At 51.1% G+C, this 14,431-nt stretch carries 13 protein-coding genes and 3 pseudogenes; 5 read left to right on the forward strand and 11 right to left on the reverse strand.

Annotated elements, in window-relative coordinates:
- The first annotated feature begins 27 nt into the window (after nt 1-27).
- Together VY86_RS25035 and xerC are read left to right on the forward strand one after the other, a co-directional pair.
- On the forward strand, nt 28-363 hold the full coding sequence (locus VY86_RS25035) for a hypothetical protein (protein ID WP_158019887.1): 336 nt from the start codon (nt 28-30) through the stop codon (nt 361-363).
- 464 nt (nt 364-827) lie between these two features.
- Complete coding sequence (xerC, locus tag VY86_RS21595; RefSeq protein ID WP_046977026.1) at nt 828-1,856, forward strand: site-specific tyrosine recombinase XerC; 1,029 nt, start codon at nt 828-830, stop codon at nt 1,854-1,856.
- A gap of 108 nt (nt 1,857-1,964) precedes the next feature.
- On the opposite strand, the gene VY86_RS25040 is transcribed toward xerC, so the two are convergent.
- The 5 genes from VY86_RS25040 to VY86_RS25445 form a co-directional block, all read right to left on the reverse strand.
- Complete coding sequence (locus VY86_RS25040; protein ID WP_158019912.1) at nt 1,965-2,108, reverse strand: hypothetical protein; 144 nt, start codon at nt 2,106-2,108, stop codon at nt 1,965-1,967.
- A gap of 373 nt (nt 2,109-2,481) precedes the next feature.
- Nucleotides 2,482-3,864 carry an IS4 family transposase gene (locus tag VY86_RS21605; RefSeq protein WP_046973493.1) on the reverse strand — a complete coding sequence of 461 codons (1,383 nt, stop codon included), beginning with the start codon at nt 3,862-3,864 and terminating at the stop codon, nt 2,482-2,484.
- 168 nt (nt 3,865-4,032) lie between these two features.
- Nucleotides 4,033-4,176 (reverse strand): hypothetical protein, encoded by a 144-nt coding sequence (locus VY86_RS25045; protein ID WP_158019888.1) that lies wholly within the window; start codon nt 4,174-4,176, stop codon nt 4,033-4,035.
- A 47-nt stretch (nt 4,177-4,223) separates the two neighbouring features.
- Nucleotides 4,224-4,484 carry a hypothetical protein gene (locus tag VY86_RS21615; protein WP_046976519.1) on the reverse strand — a complete coding sequence of 87 codons (261 nt, stop codon included), beginning with the start codon at nt 4,482-4,484 and terminating at the stop codon, nt 4,224-4,226.
- Nucleotides 4,481-4,816, reverse strand: a complete 336-nt coding sequence (locus tag VY86_RS25445) for a hypothetical protein (RefSeq protein WP_238591525.1) — start codon at nt 4,814-4,816, stop codon at nt 4,481-4,483. Before VY86_RS25445 ends, VY86_RS21615 begins: the two co-directional genes overlap by 4 nt.
- A 413-nt stretch (nt 4,817-5,229) precedes the next feature.
- Here VY86_RS25445 and VY86_RS21625 point away from each other — a divergent pair, with 413 nt between their 5' ends.
- Both VY86_RS21625 and VY86_RS21630 read left to right on the forward strand, forming a co-directional pair.
- Nucleotides 5,230-5,481 (forward strand): plasmid stabilization protein, encoded by a 252-nt coding sequence (locus tag VY86_RS21625; RefSeq protein WP_021326740.1) that lies wholly within the window; start codon nt 5,230-5,232, stop codon nt 5,479-5,481.
- On the forward strand, nt 5,478-5,789 hold the full coding sequence (locus VY86_RS21630) for a type II toxin-antitoxin system RelE/ParE family toxin (protein ID WP_046976520.1): 312 nt from the start codon (nt 5,478-5,480) through the stop codon (nt 5,787-5,789). The genes VY86_RS21625 and VY86_RS21630 overlap by 4 nt, the downstream gene beginning before the upstream one ends.
- A gap of 281 nt (nt 5,790-6,070) precedes the next feature.
- On the opposite strand, the pseudogene VY86_RS21640 reads toward VY86_RS21630, so the two are convergent.
- From VY86_RS21640 to VY86_RS21655, 4 genes and pseudogenes are all read right to left on the reverse strand, one after another.
- Nucleotides 6,071-6,471 (reverse strand): annotated as a pseudogene (locus VY86_RS21640) (ester cyclase).
- A 19-nt stretch (nt 6,472-6,490) separates the two neighbouring features.
- Nucleotides 6,491-7,471, reverse strand: coding sequence for a GlxA family transcriptional regulator (locus VY86_RS21645; protein ID WP_046976522.1), 981 nt, complete (start codon nt 7,469-7,471; stop codon nt 6,491-6,493).
- 27 nt (nt 7,472-7,498) lie between these two features.
- Complete coding sequence (locus VY86_RS21650) at nt 7,499-8,275, reverse strand: MBL fold metallo-hydrolase (protein ID WP_046976523.1); 777 nt, start codon at nt 8,273-8,275, stop codon at nt 7,499-7,501.
- A 116-nt stretch (nt 8,276-8,391) separates the two neighbouring features.
- The gene (locus VY86_RS21655) at nt 8,392-8,985 is read right to left on the reverse strand and encodes a recombinase family protein (protein ID WP_046977027.1); all 594 of its coding nucleotides are present in this window, start codon (nt 8,983-8,985) and stop codon (nt 8,392-8,394) included.
- A 147-nt stretch (nt 8,986-9,132) separates the two neighbouring features.
- Between VY86_RS21655 and VY86_RS24315 the strand changes: the two are divergent.
- Nucleotides 9,133-12,157 (forward strand): annotated as a pseudogene (locus tag VY86_RS24315) (Tn3 family transposase).
- Between the two features lie 58 nt (nt 12,158-12,215).
- On the opposite strand, the gene VY86_RS21685 reads toward VY86_RS24315, so the two are convergent.
- Nucleotides 12,216-13,496: an IS4 family transposase gene (locus tag VY86_RS21685; RefSeq protein ID WP_046976527.1), complete on the reverse strand. Its 1,281-nt coding sequence runs from the start codon at nt 13,494-13,496 to the stop codon at nt 12,216-12,218.
- A gap of 65 nt (nt 13,497-13,561) precedes the next feature.
- Nucleotides 13,562-14,422, reverse strand: a pseudogene (tnpC, locus tag VY86_RS21690) (IS66 family transposase); the annotation flags it as partial.
- Between the last annotated feature and the right edge of the window lie 9 nt (nt 14,423-14,431).

The raw sequence follows: 14,431 nt of genomic DNA on the forward strand, positions 1-14,431 counted from the left end.
CTGACTGAACCGCAAGTTGCCTTCAAGTTGGGATCAAGTTGGGCCCAAGTTGGAGGGCGGGAAACCGGCGTCAGACCGCAGCAATACTGGGAGGAACGGCTCGCAAGTTGGGGACGGTTGAAAAACACTGTTCCGGCAATAATAAGAAAAAGCCGTCGTATCGTACTGCCAGTACATCATAGAACCCGAAAACCCGGAATACGACCGACGCAAGTTGGACTGACTGAACCGCAAGTTGCCCTCAAGTTGGGGTCAAGTTGGGCCCAAGTTGGAGGCCGGGAAATGGACGCCAGACCGCAGCAATACCGGGCTGAGCGGTCCGCAAGTTGGGGCAGACAGAAAAGGACTGTTCCGGCCACCTAAGAATCAAGCCATCGTACCGTCGTGATGTATCACACACCGATAACCATTAACCGCTGTTCCCTACAGGAAATCCCATCATGTCATCACCCGTTAAACATCAATCCAACCCCCGCTCGCTGACCCTGCGCCAGCATCTGGACGCGTATCTGGATAACCTGCTGTTGCAGGGGGCGAGTCAAAAGAGCCAGTCCGCCCGTCATGAACGGCTGTCACCGTTCGTCAACTGGTGTGAGGAACAGGGCGTAATATCCGCCGCTCAGGTCACCGAACCGTTACTGGAAAACTGGCAGCAGTATCTGGCCCGGTACCGCAAGGCCAACGGCCAGCTTTATACGCAGGACAGTCAGCGCCGACGCCTGCGGTCCTTACGCCTGTGGTTCGACTGGTTGCAGCAACAGCACGCTATCCCAACCAGCCCGGCAACAACCCTCGCCTCGCCAGACAGAAAAAAACGCCCCTCTGTCATGGAGACCCACGGTCAACCCGACGCCATCCCGGCCCGCTTCGCCACCTTACGCCAGCATCTGGCGGCCTGGCTGGAAGCCGTGCAGGGACAGGGCTTAAGCGAACGGACCCAAGAGTCCTATGAAGAACGGCTGTTGCCGTTCGTCAACTGGTGCGAAGCGCGTGGGGTGATGACCGCACCGCAGGTCAGCCTGCCGTTGCTGGAAAGTTACCAGCGCTGGCTGAGAAGCCACCGTAAAGCGGACGGCCAGCCCTACACGCCGGGCAGTCAGCGGGACCGCCTGAGTGTCTTACGTCAGTGGTTCCGCTGGCTGTTGCAACGTCACCATATCCTGTATAACCCGGTGGACAGTCTGGTGTTGCCGAAGGAAGAAAAACGGCTGCCGGCACAGGTAATGAATGAAGAGGAAACCCACACGGTCTTAGCCGCAACGGATATCAACACCCCAACCGGGCTGAGAAATCGCGCTATCCTTGAAGTACTGTGGAGTACCGGTATCCGGCGGATGGAAGTAGCCAGCCTGCTGTTAAGCGAGGTGGACTTCGGGCGCGGGGTGGTGCTGGTCAGACAGGGTAAAGGCCGTAAAGATAGGGTGGTGCCCATCGGCGAACAGGCGCTGCACTGGTTAAGCCGCTGGCTCAGCGTCCGGCCCGAGTTAACGCGGCGGGGTGACAGTGGACACCTGTTTATCACCAGGAAAGGCCGGGGACTGGCAAAGGGCACGTTAACCTGGATAGCCGCCGACAGCATCCGTAAACAGGCGCAACTGACTAAACCGGGGGCCTGTCATCTGTTCCGCCACTCAATGGCAACCCAGATGCTGGAGAACGGCGCGGACACCCGGCACATCCAGGCGATACTGGGGCATGAGAAACTGGAGACGACGCAAATCTATACGCGGGTGGCCATCGGTCACTTAAAGCAAGTGCATGAGCAGACCCACCCGGCAGAACGGCAGTCAAAGCAGGCCACGCCAGACGACAAGCAGGCGGAGAGTGACAAGCCGGACAGCCCGAAGCCGGTCTGAACGTGCTGTGTTGCCGGACAATCTTAATGTTAGCCGGTTCCCTGTGAGCGCGTGGGGTGCAGTGAAAGGCAGACTGCGCGCGTCCCTGCGCACAGACTGCCTCCCTACCTACGGCGTGCCCGGCGGTAAATGACGTCCGCCCGGCGCTAAACTCCGGCGTTCGCGGTGACAATCGTTGCCGGTCAGCCGCCATTCAACATAATGTGGCATTAAGCGAAATGGGCCTACACGGCCCACAACGCTTAACGGCACATTATGTCGGCACCGCCCACCCATGGGCGCTGCGCGGTTACCTTGGCCCCGGTGCGCGGCTGGCCGCCGGGTTGAGCTTCTCAGCCCCAGAGGCGCACCGGGCTGCGCCCGCTGCTGTCAGCCGCGGTGCCCAAACCCGCCGCCGCAGTCGCCGCCGTCCGTGGCGGCTCCGGGGCGAAAATCCGCCTTAAACCGTTGTCGGTCAGTCCGTCAAGGTCAACCGCCCTGAAGGCAGGCCAGCAAGCTGGCGCAATTTATGGCCCCCGCCCAACCCTGCTGCACTGGCTGCGTCCGGCTCGCAGTCGCAGGCTCCTCGCTCGTTCCCGTACTCGCCATCTCCGCCCCGTCCGCCCCCGCGAGCGCTGTCTCTTGATCAGATCTCCAAATCAACTGATTTAGCCAGCAAATAGCCGTCTATCAGGGTTTGCAGCCGAAACCAACCTTCCCAAAGTCGTTCCCATCCGACTCGACCCGTGCGTTTGGAATCGTACCAGCCGGCCAGTTTTCCCAGATTGATGAAGGCCCAATGCAAGCTCGGGGCTTTTTTCGGCACACGGCATTTTTCTTGTTTTGACCACAGTAATTTCCACGCCAGGGGGCTTAATACTGTCTCACAGCTCTCTTTCTCTGCTTCTTCTTTGTTCAGACCCTTAAAACGCAGCTGGTGTATCCGTACCGCAATAAAGGCCAGCAGCACTATCATCCGCTCCAGATTATCTTTGCTTTGCATACGCAGCGCTTCTACCTGCGTGCCGCCCGTTTTCCACGCTTTGTGAAATTCTTCTATCAGCCAGCGGCGCTCGTAATAACTGAATATTTTATGGGCGTCTTCCTGACTGTTGACGGGTTCGGAGGTCAGAAGATGCCAGCAAAGCCCATCCTCCGGACCTTTTTCGTAGCAACCGACATAAAATATCCGCACCGCTTCACCGCTTTTTCCTTCGGGGATTTTCAACGTCACTTCGGCATAACGGATATCACAATGCGCGACACGCGCCTGACGCCCGCCTTTCTGTCTGATCTGAACTAATCGTTCTCCAGCACTCTGTAACTGGCTGATAAAGTCATAAAGTTTATCCTGACTTTCCTCAATACGCCGGTTTTGCATCGAACGGATGACGAAACGGTGTTTTTGGCTCGTTTTATAACGCAGATATTCAATGATATCGGCTTCACGGTCACAGACAGAAATCACGTTGGCCATCTGCTCCCCTAACCGGCTGTCGACGGCTTGTGAGGCCCGTTCCCACTTATAACTCTCTTTCCCTTCATAAGGGCGTGTGTCGCGTTGTCGGCTTTTGCCATAATCACTGACATCTCGACACCAGCGCTGTTGCTCTATCAACCCCACGACCTGTTGTTCTTCAGGCGCAAATAACAACACCGAGTGTACCTGCATGCCCCGGGATTTTTCCGTCGAGGTGGTATAGCCGAGTTCATCGGCGACCGACGCGTGGGAAAATGACAGGGTTGTCGTGTCTTCCAGCGCTAACAGGCAACGATAACGTTGAGCGTGAGCGACGGTGGCGGTAAATCCGGCTTCGGCGATGGCCTGAGGCGCAATGGCGGAATTTCGGGTCAGTCGGTAGGCCGCTTCAACATCGGCAGGAGAGTCAAGAGATTGCACGAGCGATTGTCCTATATGGTTAGCCAACGAACAGGCCACTTTCACCAGGCGGTTGGTACGGCGTTTATCACCTAATTCCGCATGTTGAAACGTGTCATTTGCCCATTGTTCAGCGCAGGTTGAAAACATAAAGATTACCTCAAGTCGTGTTTGTTATTGAGATCAATCTATGAGGAAAAAGTTCAATAACGAGGGGGCAGGTTAAAATATTTGTGTAGGAAAGACAGCGCGAGCGGGGGCTCCCCGCTGAAAAGCTTCACCTGCGGGCTTCGCCAGCCCGCACCCGGCCAACCCGCGTCAGCGGCGCAGACAAGCTGCACCGCCGCCACGGGTTCCCAATAAAACCCGGTTCCGGCAGGCAAAGCGGGGCGAAACCCGGCGCTGACGTCGGGGAAAAAATGCGCTAACATCGGGAAAGTGCCCGTCGGGGCCAGTTGGCATGTTCTTTAACAGGGTGGGAAAAAGCGGCGGAGAAAAAGGCTGCTAAATCAGGGGGAAAGGTCCGCTAAACTGTATGATGGCGTCGGGATAGTCCCTAAGACCACCATCTGCGCGATGCGAACCGCTGGCGGCATATAACTGCCCGAGGCCATTCTGTTCCAGAGTTTGTACAAGTTCCCCGCGAGGTTCTTCTCAAATTCCTCAATCGATTGACCATCGATTCCAGCGCTGCCTTTGTTGGCTTTTACCTTCTTGTACGCTCTCCAGACAGCCTGTCTGGATAACGCAAACGGTTTGGACTGGCTCACAGGTTCCTCCCACTTGTGCAGTTGACCCGTAATACAACCCCAACGACTGGCCCCCTTCGCTCCACGTCCATTACAGACGCTTCATCACTACTACGGAGCCATCTGCCCCTGTGACCCGCATCGGTACTCAGGCGCTTGCCGGTTTTCTGCTTGACGCCGCTCCCTTCACATCGGGACGACAGGTTCCCACGTTCCATGCCAGAGCCTGTGTTGTGCTCATGCTGTCTATATGCCGGATGCCGCCCAGCCAGTAACCAGATAACCGCTGGACTTATCACACGCCGCTTAGAAAGCGCGTTTTTGACATCATCTTGTTCCTTTCGACACTGCATCTACAGTTCACTCTCGTTCATCTTCACAACACATACATGGCGCATCTGACTGCGCCTTTTCCCTGACGCTCACCACCACCGCTCTTAACGGCAGCAGCTCAGGGTAGTTTGAAGGCTGCGTCTGGACACCGCCTCCGAGGGGCCGACCCTCATCTCTCGCACAGCATTGCACCCTTTATTTGCCACAGGGTGCATTCGTGGCACACCTACGCCGGAATCCCAGAAAATTCTGTCACTCTGATTTTACCCTCCAGACCAGTGAAGTTATCATCACCATTCTTTTCAGAAGATCACTGAGTTGTCCGACAAACGAATGTTTTCCGACAACCTGCGCCAATGTTGTCATGTACAACTGTTTGCTCCATTAGCACATATGTGCTAATGTGGGAATGTGTAATTTTGGAGATTATCCCATGAGTCGCCTAACCATCGACATAACAGACCAGCAGCACCAAAGCCTGAAAGCGCTGGCTGCCTTGCAGGGCAAGACCATCAAGCAATATGCGCTGGAAAGGCTGTTTCCCGGCGATGTTGATGCCAATCAGGCATGGAAGGAGCTGAAAACCCTGCTCGGTACCCGCATCCACGAGGGACTTGCTGGCAATGTGTCTACCAAGAGCATCAGCGAAATTCTCGATGAAGAACTGACCGAGGGCCGGGCTTGACTGGCTACGTTCTCACTGCGGCGGCAGAATCCGACCTGCGCGGCATCATCCGCTACACCCGCAAGCAATGGGGCGATGCTCAGGTGCGCCGCTACATTGCTATGTTGGAACAAGGTATCGCCAGCCTCGCCGATGGCCGGGGTGTGTTCAAAGACATGAGTGCGCTTTTTCCGGGTCTACGGATGAGGCGGTACGAACATCATTACGTCTTCTGTCTACCGCGTGAGGGAGCGCCTGCTCTGATAGTGGCTATTTTCCATGAACGCATGGACCTGATGACACGACTGGCTGACCGGCTCAAAGAGTGATGGCTTGGGCAGCCATGATCGAAATGGCGGCTGGTGACACGATTGTTGGGTCTACCCCTACTTGGGGTTCTACGCCAGAACCGCCGAAATTTCCGGCCTGTAAAAGTACGCTCTCTATCCGGAGGAAACACGCATACTCCCGGATACCTGCGTTATTATGGGGTTATTCAGACATTGTAATATGGGACTACGATAATGAGCCATTCTTGTAATGAAAAGAAAAAAATCACCAGAAGAATTATACATTCCTGCATTATTCCATCTGGTGATATACGAGCATGTTATTTTTTTAGTTGTCTTATGATGTCAGCCGTATCATAATGTGCATGTTTTTCCATAAATAACCCATCCTTCAGTGTTATCATGAACATCAAAGAGAACCGGACTTTTTTACCACTTCCCGGGTGACCATGAAATTCTTTTTCGTGACCCCTTCAAATATAAGATAGCATGCAACCTTGTCTTCTTTCGCGAATGCCTCGTGTATCCGCATGGTAAAACCCGGAAATGCATCCATGTTCCCTTTTTCCTGAGTGATAAACTGTTCTCTGTTCAGGGAAGTATCTACCTGTGAAAAGAATTTAAAATCAGGATGACAGAGAGCCAGAACTTCATCGTATTTATTATCTTCTATCAGTTGATAGAATTTTTGTACGGTTTTAATATTTTCTTCTGTTTTCATTCATCACCTCATTTCTGGTTTATATTCCTGCCGGAATACCTCCCTCCGGCACAGGATCACTAAATGTTTTTCTCCATTCTGTGGGGCTTACCCCCATTCTCTGACGAAATACTTGCCTGAACGTAATAACGGACTGAAAACCAGACAGCTCAGCCACTTTTTCAACTGAAATTCCGGTGGCCTCAAGTAATTCCAGACTGCGGCGGAGACGTTCTGACGTTATCCACTCCACAATTGTCATACCCGTTGCGGTATGAAAGTGCCGTGTCAGCGTTCTCCGGCTCATTGATGTCATTCGCGCCAGCATATCAATATCATGTGGTTTATCCAGATTTCCGGCGAGATAATCCAGTAGCATATTAATTCTGTTGTCAGGGGTATTACGGGGAATATCCGGATTCCTGTACTGCGCCTGTCCCCCATCTCTGTATGGCGGGATAATCATCCTGCGGGCAATCTGATTGGTTATATGTGTTCCGAAGCGCTGGCGAATAATATACAAACAGCAATCCAGAGCTGCGGCAGTTCCGGCAGATGTGACAATTCCTCCATCCTCGGCATAGAGTACGTTTACATCCAGCCTGACAGACGGAAAAAGAGACTGAAAATCTTTTTCTGCTTCCCAGTGTGTCGCTGCGCGCCTGCCATTCAGCAGGCCTGCATACGCCAGAACAAAAGTGCCCAGGCATAAACCAACCAGCTGGCTGCCATTATTATGTGCACAGACGAGGGCATTCAGAAGCGCCTCCGGTGGGCGTTCATGAATATGCCCCCAGAAAGGGATAATGACAATATCAGCATGTGTTATTGCATCAAGCCCGTATTCTGCCTGTACAGCCGTTCCTTCAGACGACCAGATTAATCCGGGGTGCTCTGCGCATAACCGACGGTCAAAGAGCTTTTTTCCTTTCAGTATTTCCCCGAACAAAATAAACGGGACAGAAAAATGAAAAGTACTGAATCCTTCCGTTACCAGTATTGCAACAGTAACAACCGACATTTCTGATATCCCGGAAAAGTAGTGGCGTCAGAAAGACACGGAATCTCCATCTGCCGGAGCGGAAACATAATCCTGAATCTGATTATCACGGGCATATGTCATTAATTCATCCCGGGCCAGCAGACAATGATTAACAGCCTCCATATGCGTGGCTACAATTTGTGCTTCAGGTAATACCCGGTGTGCCTTAAGAATATCTTCCCTTCCAAAAATAATCTGTCCGAACCCGAGTACATGTGCCCAGCCTGTATTCATAATAATAACGCCGGGGCTGAATTTTCTCATATTGGCTGCAACGGCATCGATCCAGATGGAATCTCCAACAAGATACAGTGTTTTTTCATCCGGATGACTGAATACCACACCAGAGGCTTCACCAAGAAGTTCTGCCATCTGTGGATTAGCGTATGCCTCATCCGTACCATGCTGGCAGACTGTTCTGATAAGGGATATATCGTCCAGCCTGCTGTTGTCAGATAAAACAATCAGGTTTGTAAACCCCTGAGCGCTCAGAATATTTGCATCACTTTCATTCTGAACATAAATCAGTTTATTTTTGGGGATCAGATTTACTGCTGCTTCATCCCAGTGATCAGGATGAGTGTGTGTAACGATGATGGCATCCACATCCAGCAGGATATCCAGGCTGAAAGGCAAATCAACCATAGGAATGCGGATTTCTGAACGGGCGGTACCTTCAAATCCAGGGTATGCCTCTTTTTTCGCCAGCATGGGATCGACAAGAAATTTCCTGCCCGCAAACGTAATAATCTGTGTGGCGTTACGTACCTGAGTGATTTTCATCCTGATGCCTCCTGAAATTTAAAAACGGGCGGTTGAATATCTGAGTGGCCCGATGAGGTAATGATAATGCAATCAGGCATTTTCTGGTGATGGTAACGGGTCATATTTCGATGTATTCAGGTCATTTCCTGAATCAATCCCCCCCGACGGGCAAGTGTCCGGTAAACCGTTGGTCGTGAGACTGAAAATAATTCTGCCAGATCGCTGATCGAATACTGCCCTGTGTCATGCATCCGGCACAGCTCTTTTTGTTGTTTATCAGACAACTTTGGCTGCTTCCCCCGCAGTTTTCCCTCTGCCCGGGCGATGGCCATTCCTTCACGTGCTCGCAACCGTATCAGGTCACCTTCAAACTCAGCAAAGGTGGCCAGTACGTTAAAGAACATTTTCCCCATCGGGTCGGCAGGATCGTAGAGAGAGGTTCCCAGCGCCAGCTTCACACCTCTGGCCAGCAGGGCATCGGCAATCTCGCACGCGTCAGGGACCGAACGTGCCAGTCGGTCAAGTTTTGGAACAACCAGCGTGTCACCGCTGCGCACAGCGGCCAGTGCCTGATCCAGACCGGGTCTCTGCCGGTTTGACCCTGTCAGGCCTTTATCAATGTAAATCCGCTCCGGGGAGACGCCGAGTTTCACCAGCGCTTCCTGCTGAGCGGTCAGATCCTGCCTGTCGGTGGAGCAACGGGCATAACCAATCCGTATTTCAGTCATAAAGTGTACGTTTAAGGGGCCATGAAAGAGATTGATACCGTACCAGTTATATGAGACAACGTCAGCAGTGATTTTCTCTGAAGCGCAAAAATGCATTTTTACTGTCCGCAGAGCGATCCTCTTACGGACATTGTTTTCGGAGTCAGGATGACAACTCGTGGTAAAGCAACTGGCAAAAGTGAACGACTGGCGGTTTTAAACAGTGCCGAGCAGGAAGCGCTGTATGGCCTCCCTGATTTCGATGATGCACAGCGGCTGGAATTCCTGGCTCTGGATGAACCCGAACTGGCGCTGGCCTGTAGTCGTCAGGGACTTCACGCTCAGATTTATTGCATCCTCCAGATCGCTTACTTTAAAGCCAAACACCTGTTTTTCCGCTTCGGGTGGAGTGATGTTAAGGATGACTGAGACTTTATCCTGAGCCGTTATTTTCATGGTGAGTCACTTCCGGACCAGTCCCCCACTAAGCATGAACGCTATACTCAGCGGGAAAAAATCTGCGCCCTGTATGGTTACCGGCCGTGGTCATCTTCGCTGTCTTCACAACTTGAGCAGCAGGCCGCCCACATTGTTCACCGCGATGTGACTCCCGGTTTTGTCGCCACTGAGCTGATTATCTGGCTCAACACACATAAAATTATCCGCCCCGGTTACACCACGCTTCAGGAGCTGGTAAGGAAGGCTCTTTCTGATGAAAGGCAACGACTGGGTCGTATTCTGACAGAACAGCTTGACGACGCTACTATTGCCGGGCTGGACAAACTGATTGAACGCGATGATACCCTTTCCCGGCTGGCAGTCCTCAGACAGGATGCACGTGACTTTGGCTGGCGCCAGATGGTCCACGAACGTGAAAAGCGGGCCATACTGGAGCCATTGCACCGAAAAGCCTGCGACATTTTACCGGCTCTGAATATTTCTCAGCAAAATTTGCTGTACTACGCCAGCCTGGCAAATTTCTATACCGTTTACGATCTCCGCAATCTGAAGCCTGACGCAATCTGAAGCCTGAGCAGACCCGTCTTTACCTGTTGTGTTATGCCTGGATCCGTTATCGCCAGTTCAGTGACAACCTTGTGGATGCGATGTTTTTCCATATGAAACAGCTTGAGGATGAGAGCCGCAGCGTGGCTAAACAGTTTATGGCTGACGTGCAGGAAAAACACCGGCGTGAAACCTCTAAAATCGGGTGTCTGCTGTCGCTTTATGTTGACGACAGCGTTCCGGACCCCACCACCTTTGGCGAAGTCCGTCGGCGTGCCTGGAAAATCATGCCACGGGAGGTGCTGAAAACACCGCACAACGCATGAGCGTGAAACCCGTCAGTAAACTGGCTCTACAGTGGCAGGTCGTGGACAATATGACGGCATTAATCCGGCGTCACCTGCGACCATTATATCTGTCACTCGATCTCACCAGTGTGATTCAGGACAGTCCGTGGGCTGAGGCGCTGAGCTGGCTCAGAATGGTGTTCAGTAAAAAGCAGACGCTTTCGCAGCGACCGCTTGAGGAATGTCCTCAGGAAACGTTACCGGAACGGCTGCGCCCGTACCTGCTGGAATCCGGTGAGGATGGCGAACCCGCAGGCCTGAATGCCGGGCGCTATGAGTTCTGGCTCTACCAGCAGATTAAGAAAACGCTTTCAGTCTGGAGAGTTCTATCTCAATGACAGTCTCCGGCACAGGCATCTTTCTGATGAACTGGTCCCTGAAGGGGAGCAGGCTGCTGTGCTGGCTGAGATGAACATCCCCTTTCTGCAGAAGCCGATTAAAATGCAGCGTTCAACCGGGAGCTGAAGCAGGGGAAGCTGAAACATCTGGAATATGATAAAGAAACACAGAAACTGACCTGGCATAAATCCGTGGTCAGTCATCATAAGGCACAGGAAAAGCGTTTTTATGAACAGTTGCCATTCTGCGATGTAACCGATGTCTTCCGCTTTGTTAATGAGCAGTGCCGGTTCCTCCCCGCCATGAAGCCGCTGCAACCCCGTTATGCAAAAAAACACGCTGATGCAGACAGCCTGATGGCGGTCATTGTTGCTCAGGCGATGAATCATGGTAATCATGTGATGGCGCGAACCAGCGACATTCCATTCCATGTGCTGGAAACCACGTACGAGCAGTACCTTCGTCTGGCGTCACTACTCACTGCCAATGACCGCATCACCGATGCCATAGAAGCGCTGCCGGTTTTCCCCCCTCTATTCGCTTGATCCTGAAACGCTTTATGGTGCCGTTGACGGGCAAAAATTTGGTGTTGAGCGACCAACAGTAAAGGCCCGACATTCACGTAAATACTTCGGACGCGGCAAAGGTATAGTGGCCTATACGCTGCTGTGTAATCACATCCCGATCTATGGATATCTGATTGGTACAAACGAGTATGAAGGCCACCATGTCTTTGATATCTGGTACCGCAACACCTCTGAGGTGAAACCCACTGCCATTACCGGAGACATGCACAGTATCAATAAAGCCAACTTTGCGATCCTTCACTGGTTTGGCCTTCGCTTTGAACCTCGTTTTACTGACCTTAATAAACAACTACAGGAGCTGTACTGCGTCAGAGACCCATCAGCATATAAAAAATGCCTGATTCAGCCCGCCGGGCAAATTGACCTGGACCTTATCATCCGCGAGAAAAGCAATCTCGATCGCATTGTCGCCACTCTGGGGCTGAAAGAAATGACGCAGGGAACGCTGATCCGCAAATTGTGTACGTACCAGCAACCAACCCGACAAGACAGGCAGTATTTGAATATGACCGGCTGGTCCGCAGCATTTACACGCTGAAGTATCTGCGGGATCCGCAGCTGGAACGCAATGTCCGTCGCTCCCAGAACCGGATTGAATCTTATCACCAGCTTCGCGCCGCAGTCGCCAAAGTAGGTGGAAAAAAGGAGCTAACCGGGAAAAATGACATTGAAACGGAAATCAGTAATCAGTGCGGGCGATTGATCTCCAACGCGATTGTTTATTACAACTCCGCGATCCTGTCGCGACTGCTGGAGCGACTGGAAGCGGAGGGTAACACCAAAGGCATTGAGGCTCTGACTCGGATATCACCGATAGCCTGGCAGCACATTTTGTTGAACGGTCATTATACCTTCCAGAGTAGCAATGAAATTATTGACATGGACACACTGGTTGCCGGGCTGAAACTGGGGTAACGTAAATTTCGGCGGTTCCGGCGTAGCAATGGCATTCGGTTAACCTCTTGCTGGGGCATCAAAAGAGTTCCATCGGGTTCTGGGACGCATAGATTTTCGTGGATAGTGCCTCCCACACCCGTTGAGTCATTCCGGCAAGTCCCTCTGAAAGAGCACAATAAAATGATTTTAAATGTTTTTTTATCCCCTGCATCAGCAAAGACAAGTGTTTTACAACGAGAAACAAACAGTTTTTGAAATTCAATTTCTGTTTATTTTCTCTACTATCAATGCAGTCGCTATCGTTACCTCTGTGATTAATATCATTTTCCGATATCCTTGCCAGGTTTAGTAATAATATATGCGCTTGGATTTCTTGTCTGACACCTTTCTCACTCTGTGAATGGAAATCCTCAATGCAAAGGATTGACTTTGACAATTTATATAACTCTTCTATATTCCATCGATGATGATATAAATCATGAAAGGCTTCAGCTTCATAATATCCTTGTTCAACAAGAGTAGTGGCAAGAATATATTCACCATTTCGGTCAGTATGCTTTATTAGTCTTAATGTTAAGCATGGGAATTCTGAAAGAAGTTTTCTCTTTCTAAGATCTGACTTTACTGCTTCCGATGGCGTATAACTAACAATAAGATCATCTGAATTACTGTCAGAAAAATCTCTAATAGCCTTATTCCTGTTTCCCTCCTGTACTCTGAATACGGCATTCAGATTGTTTTGCATTACTTGATATAGCAAGTAATAGCTAAAGTATCCCCGATCGAAGATCACGATAGCATTGCTATCTAAACACTGGAGATGCTTTTCGACACAAGCCCTCTCATTATTATGGTTAACAAAATCAACGTCATATATGATCGAATTCAATACATCATAGAGACAACTCATCATTGCATAGGGATAATGTCGTGATGTGTTTTTGGGTGTTTTATATCCATTTTCCAGCAACCCTCTGGGAATGTTTAATTTTGAGCCATCTATAGCAAACAGTCGATGTCCTTTCCATGTTTCGGGATGGGTATTATCTTCCCATACAGAAACGATATTTTTGTTTATGGTTTTTATTGCATCATCAGGTAATTTCATTCTGGCTTCGCACATTGATGAAGCCGAGACGGGCTTATGCTGAGGTAACGGTATTTTTTCACGAATGCACTCAGCCCATATTTCATTAATAATATAATAGTATCCGTGGTTATTTTTCCCTGATATGATTTTTATGAGAAATAGAACAATCAATTTTGTGTCTATTGACCTTTTTCTTTTTCGCCAGGATTTGTCAATTTTTGAGCATGAATCAAAAAAAGTTTTGTTCAGAAAATGATATATATCCATCAGCATACTCTCCGAGGAAACTTAGATTTTTATAGCATAGTTGTTATCTTAACCGAATGCCATTGGCCCGCATAAACCCCTAAAAAGTCAGCAACACAGCGCCCGCTACGGCTCGGCTGGTAGTCGAAAATCACCGCCGGATGAGCCACAAATTCGCCGCTGCGATAGATCCACATGTAGGATTTGCTCTGCGCCGGGCGATCCGCTTCGTGGAGTACCTGTACCGGCGTTTCATCCGCACAAATCAGGGGTTCATTGAGCAAGTGTGTCCGCATTTGTTCGACCAGTACATGTACTTTACGGCCGAGCTGCACACACCCGTTCGCCAGCGTACTGCGGCTTATCTCGATACCGGAACACGCTAAAATATCTGCCTGACGGTACAGCGGCAGTGCATCGACATATTTGGCGGTCACTATCGCAGCCTGGGTGGCCGGGCTGGCAATCGTCCGGGGCAACAGACTGGGCGGCGCGGGTGCCGTGATAATTTTGCTGTGCGTCTGCGTCTTTTCACACTGCCGGCAGGCATATTTCGTGCGCTCGTGACGAATAACGCTGACTTTCTGCGGCACGATTTTCAGGGTTTCAGAGGTTTCGACTCCGCAGGCATGCAACGGTTCACCGCAACAGTCACAGTGCGGCGCATTCAGGGTATAGCGCTGAGCTTCCCGCTCCAGCCCGGCGGGCAAAGGCTGGCGGCCTTTTTTGTGATGCGCGGGTGCGGGTTTAGGCAGGCTATCCTGCTGTTCAGCCTCATTAAAAGTGCCTTTGTCGGCTTTCTCGCTCTGTTTGCCGAAACGTTTCGATTTGCTGAGGCTGAGCTGTTCAAGCAACAGTGCGATCTGCCGATCTTTGCCCTGAATATCGGCCTGAAGTTGGTAAACGAGCGCTTTCAGTTGGTCAATATCATCGGGCAGGTCAGTCATCACTCAGGC

The organism is Photorhabdus thracensis, assembly GCF_001010285.1.
Taxonomy (GTDB): domain Bacteria; phylum Pseudomonadota; class Gammaproteobacteria; order Enterobacterales; family Enterobacteriaceae; genus Photorhabdus; species Photorhabdus temperata.

Excerpts from the sequence above, each read along its gene's own strand:
- VY86_RS21625 (WP_021326740.1), top strand. The coding sequence starts at position 5,230 with ATGAGTCGCCTAACCATCGACATAACAGACCAGCAGCACCAAAGCCTG.
- VY86_RS21685 (WP_046976527.1), bottom strand. The coding sequence starts at position 13,496 with ATGGATATATATCATTTTCTGAACAAAACTTTTTTTGATTCATGCTCA.
- VY86_RS21605 (WP_046973493.1), bottom strand. The coding sequence starts at position 3,864 with ATGTTTTCAACCTGCGCTGAACAATGGGCAAATGACACGTTTCAACAT.
- VY86_RS21645 (WP_046976522.1), bottom strand. The coding sequence starts at position 7,471 with ATGTCGGTTGTTACTGTTGCAATACTGGTAACGGAAGGATTCAGTACT.
- VY86_RS21650 (WP_046976523.1), bottom strand. The coding sequence starts at position 8,275 with ATGAAAATCACTCAGGTACGTAACGCCACACAGATTATTACGTTTGCG.
- xerC (WP_046977026.1), top strand. The coding sequence starts at position 828 with ATGGAGACCCACGGTCAACCCGACGCCATCCCGGCCCGCTTCGCCACC.
- VY86_RS21655 (WP_046977027.1), bottom strand. The coding sequence starts at position 8,985 with ATGACTGAAATACGGATTGGTTATGCCCGTTGCTCCACCGACAGGCAG.
- VY86_RS25045 (WP_158019888.1), bottom strand. The coding sequence starts at position 4,176 with ATGCCAACTGGCCCCGACGGGCACTTTCCCGATGTTAGCGCATTTTTT.
- VY86_RS25445 (WP_238591525.1), bottom strand. The coding sequence starts at position 4,816 with ATGCAGTGTCGAAAGGAACAAGATGATGTCAAAAACGCGCTTTCTAAG.